Annotated in this window: 8 protein-coding genes; all 8 read right to left on the bottom strand. The window is 46.4% G+C overall.

What is annotated here, in order from left to right:
- Window positions 1-189: 189 nt before the first annotated feature.
- The 8 genes from G517_RS0111850 to G517_RS0111815 all read right to left on the bottom strand — a co-directional run bounded on the left by G517_RS0111850 (window position 190) and on the right by G517_RS0111815 (window position 6,398).
- Entirely contained in the window at window positions 190-1,479 is a 1,290-nt protein-coding gene (locus G517_RS0111850; protein WP_028304591.1) for a hypothetical protein, read from the bottom strand.
- Window positions 1,480-1,699: 220 nt separating this feature from the next.
- Complete coding sequence (locus G517_RS0111845; protein ID WP_028304590.1) at window positions 1,700-3,298, bottom strand: transposase; 1,599 nt, start codon at window positions 3,296-3,298, stop codon at window positions 1,700-1,702.
- A gap of 144 nt (window positions 3,299-3,442) precedes the next feature.
- Window positions 3,443-4,693 carry an amidase family protein gene (locus G517_RS0111840; RefSeq protein WP_028304589.1) on the bottom strand — a complete coding sequence of 417 codons (1,251 nt, stop codon included), beginning with the start codon at window positions 4,691-4,693 and terminating at the stop codon, window positions 3,443-3,445.
- Window positions 4,694-4,757: 64 nt separating this feature from the next.
- Entirely contained in the window at window positions 4,758-5,027 is a 270-nt protein-coding gene (brnA, locus tag G517_RS0111835) for a type II toxin-antitoxin system BrnA family antitoxin (RefSeq protein ID WP_028304588.1), read from the bottom strand.
- Window positions 5,017-5,280 carry a BrnT family toxin gene (locus tag G517_RS0111830; protein WP_028304587.1) on the bottom strand — a complete coding sequence of 88 codons (264 nt, stop codon included), beginning with the start codon at window positions 5,278-5,280 and terminating at the stop codon, window positions 5,017-5,019. The genes brnA and G517_RS0111830 overlap by 11 nt, the downstream gene beginning before the upstream one ends.
- A 129-nt stretch (window positions 5,281-5,409) precedes the next feature.
- A complete protein-coding gene (locus G517_RS0111825) occupies window positions 5,410-5,646 on the bottom strand; it encodes a YciI family protein (protein WP_036591384.1) in 237 nt (78 codons plus the stop codon).
- A gap of 102 nt (window positions 5,647-5,748) precedes the next feature.
- Entirely contained in the window at window positions 5,749-5,958 is a 210-nt protein-coding gene (locus tag G517_RS0111820; RefSeq protein WP_028304585.1) for a hypothetical protein, read from the bottom strand.
- Between the two features lie 101 nt (window positions 5,959-6,059).
- Complete coding sequence (locus G517_RS0111815; protein WP_028304584.1) at window positions 6,060-6,398, bottom strand: DUF2750 domain-containing protein; 339 nt, start codon at window positions 6,396-6,398, stop codon at window positions 6,060-6,062.
- Window positions 6,399-6,696: the final 298 nt, after the last annotated feature.

Here is a 6,696-nt window from a genome sequence, read left to right as displayed (position 1 = left end):
AATCGAGCCATCACCGCCTCCTGCGTTTCAAAACCCGATCAGATCATAGTTCGGGAGGTTTTTCTACAGCCTGAACGCCCTGTTAAGGTGTGAGCAACGCAATGCCCAAGCTTCCGCAGACCACCTTAACCACTAAACCTAACGCATAGTAAAAATGCCACGCGTTGCGAATCACTCTTAAACAGTTTGTTAAATGACATTGAACTGCATTGGTAATGGCTCTACGATTTTTAGCATCTTTTGGCTTTCTTCATCCCGAACGATAAACTTTATACCTTCCTTAGCTTCCAGCTCCATTAATAAAATATTATTACTAACCAAATTAACTTCACCTTTTTGAAAAAGATAGGATTGATTAACATCTAAATTAAGGTTAGTGAAAACCACCTTGGATTCTTTCGTACTGTGCATCCCTAACGGAAATTCAATTTCAAGTAACCTCTTCCAATCTTTTATTGGCACATCGTTACCTGATAGTGGGTTTACACAATTGTCATTAAATGCAACATCGTATTGAGTTGTAAGAAAGTCTGCATCTGGACTATTTACGGGTAAAAATTTCGTGAAAACAATTAAAGAAAGCTGCGAGTAGTTGCTTTTAAAACTATTTCGCGCCCATCCCTTTGCAAGCTGGAGAGAAACATGATCTGGCAAGCTAATGAAAATCGCATTAATTGATTTCCCTTTTTCAGCTTTAGAGTGCTTCTTAAGGTTTCTATAGGCTGAGCCTATTAGGTTGTTAATTCTTTTCCTCTCTTCATTTTTATGGGGAACATTCAATATTATTTGATAACTAGCCCTAAATTTATCGTATGAGTAAGGTAAAGTATCATCAATAACGTTGCTATATCTAACACTGACAGAACCAAAATTATATGTACCTTCTGGTTTATCCGTCACTAAAGATAAACAATGTTTAAGATGAGAGAGCTTAATGTTTTTGTTTTTTAAACTTACGACATATCTATGAGAATTACTTGTGTTATTAGATACATTATTACTAATGAATGATGACAAGGAGCTGAATGTTTTTTCGAGCTTATCATGCTCTTGTGACAACATAAGTTTTTTGCATGAGATATACATGTTGATGTCATTAGAATATGAATATGTAACATCGTACCCCTCATTACCAGCAGGTGCCAACTGTTGCTCCTTACCATTGAGTATAAGGTATACTAGCCCCTCATAAAGAAGACCTACTATGTTTATCTTCTTTGCATTCTTAATTTTGCTAACAAGATCCTCAATCCAATCTTCTTGATTGTTTTTTTCAGCTTTTGATATAGCTTTACCTATCAGGTAAAGCTCAACAGAAGAATAAACATCTGTTGAATGCCAAAGTTTCTTGATAGGATTATTCAGGGTTAGTTTTTTTTCTAACCATACTTTACCCAAGTGTCTCTCAATGCAGTTTATGGACGCTTCAAATTCTTTTTTATCAATATCTTTAGTTGAACCTTCTGGATAGCTTCTCATGCGCCTTCCTCAAAAATGTCATTTAACGAATCTGTAGAAAAACCTGTTTCTAACCCGTTTTTCCCACCAACAACTCGCTCTCTGTTGTTAATTGTTGATTGCCGGTTTTGCCGGTAATCGCTTGTTTATTCTGTGTTTCCAGCCTTTTTAGGCTTTGGTTGTCTGTAAGCCAAGTATCGTGCTGCTTTCAGTGCCTGTTTAAGGCTGTATTCACTCTGTTTTACTGGCTGAGATGCCCGTATTTTGCCAGTTTTTCTACATTATGCACCAAGCAATAAAGCTGCCATTGGCCTTGTACTTTGGTTTTGCTTCTCAGGCTGAAGCGGTTCAGTCTTTTGTTGGTGCCGATGTTGCCGAAGACCGGTTCGACAACGGACATCCGGTGGCTGTAGATTTGTTTGCCGTGGGGGCTGTCGACGCGATGTTTCATCCAGTCGGTGTAACTCGGTGGCCGTTTGTCATTTAACGGGAAGCTGACTTGGCGGCCTGCGCCTTTGCCGTGGTTATCTGCGGATGGGTTCTTCATGCACTGGTGCTTTTTGTGACAGTTCCGGCATTGCAGCAGTCTGCCTTCAAAATAGGCAGTGGGAACACCTTGGTCGTTGTCTCTTGTCCCACGGTGGCTGATCTGATTGCCAGTTGGGCAGATGCAGGTCAAGTTAATGGGGTCGAACTGGAACTCGCTGGCTGGGATCAGTTGTTTGATCTTGGGCTTGCCCGGTATCTGGTGGCGTTTGCCGTATTTCTCTTTCTGGTGAGCTAACTTGGGATCACGGCTACGGAACTGGTTGTCTGGGATGTAGGCGTTAATCTGTTTTTCGTGTAAGTATTTCATGTTCGCTTCGTTGGCGAAGCCGGTATCGGCGGTAACAACAATGCCTTCTTTATAGAGGTTTTTGCTGATGCCCAGCCGCTTGTAACGTTCTTGAATGGTTTCCAAAACGGGTTGCAGCGTGTGGTGTTCCTGCCCTTCACCGAAGGCTTGGGCATCAATAACAATTTGGTGTTTTTTATCAACGGAAGCCACCCCGTTATAACCCTGGATGGTGCCTTTGCTCGTGGTTGACCTACAGGGATGTAGGAAATGTCGGTTTTGTCGGGAACAAAAACCGACCATTTTTGCGGATTGATTGTCGGTGATGTTGCTCTTCACTTCCTTGCTGCGTTTGCCTTTACCCGTCCTTGGTTGGCTGTGCTTTAAAAAGTCACCGATCTTGTTGGCCGCGGCATCCAGGGTCAGGATGGTTTTGGCTTTGCGGATATCACGATCCAGTTCTTCTTCACTTTCCCAGCGGTCTTTTTCTTGATGTTCACTCAGGTGATGACGGATCAGGTGTTTGCCAGACCATTCCTTAGCGGCATTGGAGCGCATTTTACAGCCATCAATGGCAAAAAGCTCATGGCCTAAAAGCCCCTGCTGATCACAGATCAACAGCACCTGTTCAAACAAGTCTTCAATGGCTTGGGGCTGGCTGCTAACAAAATGAGCAAGGGTGCTGAAGTGCGGAACGCTATCGCAGGACAAGGCTTTAAAGATGATATTGGTTTCGCAGCACCACTGAATCTCACGGCTGGAGGTGATGCCTTTAGAATAAGCAAACAGGATGATTTTTAGCAGAATCGCCGGATCATAAGCCGGACGGCCTTCACTATCATTCTTATAAGGCTGATGAAACGCGGAAAGATCCAGCTTTTCTGCCTCTTTATAAAAAACAGGGGTAATGCAGAGCATACTAAAAGTATCCGGCTGCAACTGATCCAGGTAATTAATGACCACCATCGACGTTTGGTTGTAGTCGTAGTGCTTGAATCGAGCCATCACCGCCTCCTGCGTTTCAAAACCCGATCAGATCATAGTTCGGGAGGTTTTTCTACAGCCTGAACGTTTGCATTCACCGGCGATGCGCAGCTTTATCGCGCAGTGTCCGGTGGAATGATTGGTTGGGCATCTGGGCTCTGTGTGTTACGTAGTTACGGAACATAAGTCTAACCCCATTGGTTGCGAACCCCACAAGCGCAGACTGGCGTCGAGTAGAAACTCATCTTGATAGTGACCAGCTGCCAGAGAAAGCCCGACAGGAATACCATTAACCTGAGCCAGTGGAATGGTGATCTCGGGTAACCGGGCAACACCAGCAAATGATGTGACGGCCATAGTACGGCCATAATAATCGAGTACAGAATTAAGGTTACTACCTGTGAGTGTGCCTCTCTTCGGGGCAAGCACAGGTGCCGTCGGGTAACAGAAAACATCGCCCGGCTGAGTGAACCCGGCAACCCGTGAAAAGAGGGCTTCGCATAAGTTCAGGGCATCGCTCATCGTGCTGCGGTCGAACTGTTCGACGTTACGATATCCTGCCTGGAAGTTCGGTCCTTGTTCGGGTCCATTTTCCTGAATCCACCCTCCAATGGTGTTGGCAATTTCCGCCGTCTGGAGTACCCGAAGCGCATCCTCGTTGCACGATTTTAGGCTGACGTTCAAGCCGGTGATGTCGCGCAGAGAAATGGAAGCGACGGTGATATTAGGGAAAGTACTCAAATGCGCAATGCACTCGGACAAGGCGTTCTGGATCGCGGGGTCGGCTAGTGCGAAGGCTTCCTTCACCAAATAGATATTTTTCACTGGTGGTAGGGCAGCGTCATGGCTGCGAAGAAGTACACGCATCGCTTGGCGCAGAACAGGAAGATTTTGAGCCAATACGCCAACAGTGCTGACACTTGGTGCAAAAGGAAGTACTCCGGCTTCGGAGATGCGATGCAGACTTGGCCGCATGCCAAACACCCCACAAAGGCTGGCGGGAATCCGGATTGATCCACCGCAGTCAGTACCCAGCGCAAAGTCTACCAACCCACATGCGACTGCCGACGCCGAGCCACTCGAAGACCCGCCGGGGATCCGATCCGGGGCGCGTGGGTTCACTGGCGTACCGTAGAAGTAGCTCTCGCCGTCCAGACTATAGGTAAATTCGTCAGCTATTGTTTTGCCGACGCAACGCGCTCCAGCCATCAACAGTTGTTCCACACAAACCGCATGGTACGCAGCTCGCGGGTGTGCTTCACGCCATGACTTACTACCATAGGAGGTAAATCGATCACGAATATCGATGTTGTCTTTAACTGCAAAGCACAAACCATCCAATGCGCCAGATGCATAGGGGGCTATTTCAAAGAGTTCAACAAAAGCGTTGGAGGACTGGAAATCGTAAGTTTTCATTGGTAGCCTGCGAAATACGCGCAATATTCACACATATGTATGATGTTTGATGCCCAACGCCCCGCTAATGTGCGCCGCTTGGGGTGTCACTTTTGAGTGGCTTGTTAGCAGCTTCAGCTCGCAAACGCTCCACCAGCCAAACTTTAATAATTGATTGTCGAGTAACACCAACTCGAGCAGCTTCGCGATCAAGTGACTCAACTACCCAAACCGGAAAGTCTACGTTAATACGTTTCGCTTCCTGGTTTACCCGCCGTGCGCTCTTGACGTCCAGATCATCAATGATGTCATCTGCACCTTCATCAAATTTCGAGTCAAAATCTTTAGCTTTCATACAACTCTACCTCTCTCTTGCGCGAGCGTCGTACCGAAATAAGACGAATCTTCTCACCTCGATAAGTGATAACAGCAGACCAGTGCTTCATCCCTATAAGACCAATAACCAGGTAACGAGGTTCATCAGATGATTTCGCCCGAACTTCTAGTAGGTCTTGGTCTTCCCATAGCGCTTGAGCATCATGAAAGTCGATTCCATGCTTATGGCGACTCTCCTGGCTTTTCTCGTCATCAAACTCGAAAATGTTCATGAGTATAAATTATCTCTTTTTTACTCATTTAGCAAGGTAGGTGGAGGGAGCTGCTAACGCCAAAATATGGGGTGCGAGCTTGCGAGCGTCCCAGCCCCGAAGGGACGACATAATTTTCTTGTTAGGCGACTAGACTGCATTCCACTCATACACTGACACCTCGGACGATCCGCTATCATGAACCGGATCGTTGAATGCAATTGCCTGCGCCTCTTCTAGATCCTTAGCTGAAATGACATACGCGCCACCAGACTCGTCGGTGAATGGGCCTGCGAGTTCAAGGACGCCATCTGCTTTGAGTTGGGTCAAGAATTGCTTGTGAGCATCAACGACCGACTGCTGAAATTGGGGCGTACGCATAGCCATGATTAGGTACCGCACTAAAAAAATCTCCTTGGTTTGCCTAACGCCTAGCACAGCAGCGTCACATTAGTGGTGTCGGGCGGCCATCGGCCGAGTTGCGACTGGTTATACAGTGTTGGCACGAGTTAGCAACCTAATAGCCTCGTCAAAGATCTGCTCGACATGATCTCTATCTTCGATACTTTCCGGAAGTGAAGCACGATCACCTTCAACACCCTCGATCATTTCCGAAATCATCCCTGGGCGCTCCGTCTCAAGACACTGAATAAGCCCTGTTAGAAGATAAAGGGCCGCATCGGCCTTAGCATTTTTCATTTATAAACCTCTACTCTTGGATGCTGCATAATCGCCTGAGCACACGGACGGCCACGGCAGTGGCCGTCCAGCCGCCAACGGCGGCAAAGTGCTGCAACTTGTTACGTTTTGAGTTTGGCACGGAGTTCATCAGCTGTGTAAGTGAGAGCCTCGTGGCCGTATCTGGGAGATGCCAAAACATCAATAATGTGCAGGCTTGACGATCCCAACCAAGCAGCACCCAGAAAAGCATTCACTGGTACAAAAACAGGTGAAAAAACATTTCCGTTCAAATTTTGTGCAAAACTTTCAGCTTCCGCGGCTGAGAGCCAAACAGGTAAAGCTCTACCACCGTCCATCGGCAAGGCATAAAGCGCCTGACCAGCAAGTAGCAGCCACACTCCACCATGCTCCTGAACGGAGCGAATGAAGTTACGATCTCCGATTATTTCTACATTCATCCTGCTACTCTATACAGTAAATACGATGAAACGTAACGCCGCAATAAGCGGACTAAAATAGTGGGTTAAAATGTGTAGCGAAGCGGAACGTAACCCACTGTTTTAGTTCCGATTAATTGCCTTGTGTACGCCCAGCATGGGCATGAACTAATGAGGTGAAAGTCCTCTGTAGGAAGGTCACCATCCTTAGCGATTTATGTCGTTATTAGATGTTAACTACTAGCGAATGGCAAGGGCTTAACCGCGAGGTTTGGTCTGAAGGAAGCCGCTAGCAAAACTGCGAGCTGATGAACAAGAA

Source organism: Oceanospirillum maris DSM 6286, from assembly GCF_000422865.1.
GTDB lineage: Bacteria > Pseudomonadota > Gammaproteobacteria > Pseudomonadales > Halomonadaceae > Oceanospirillum > Oceanospirillum maris.
The sequence above is the reverse complement of the archived record's forward strand: the minus strand, read 5'-3'. Positions and strand labels throughout refer to the sequence as shown.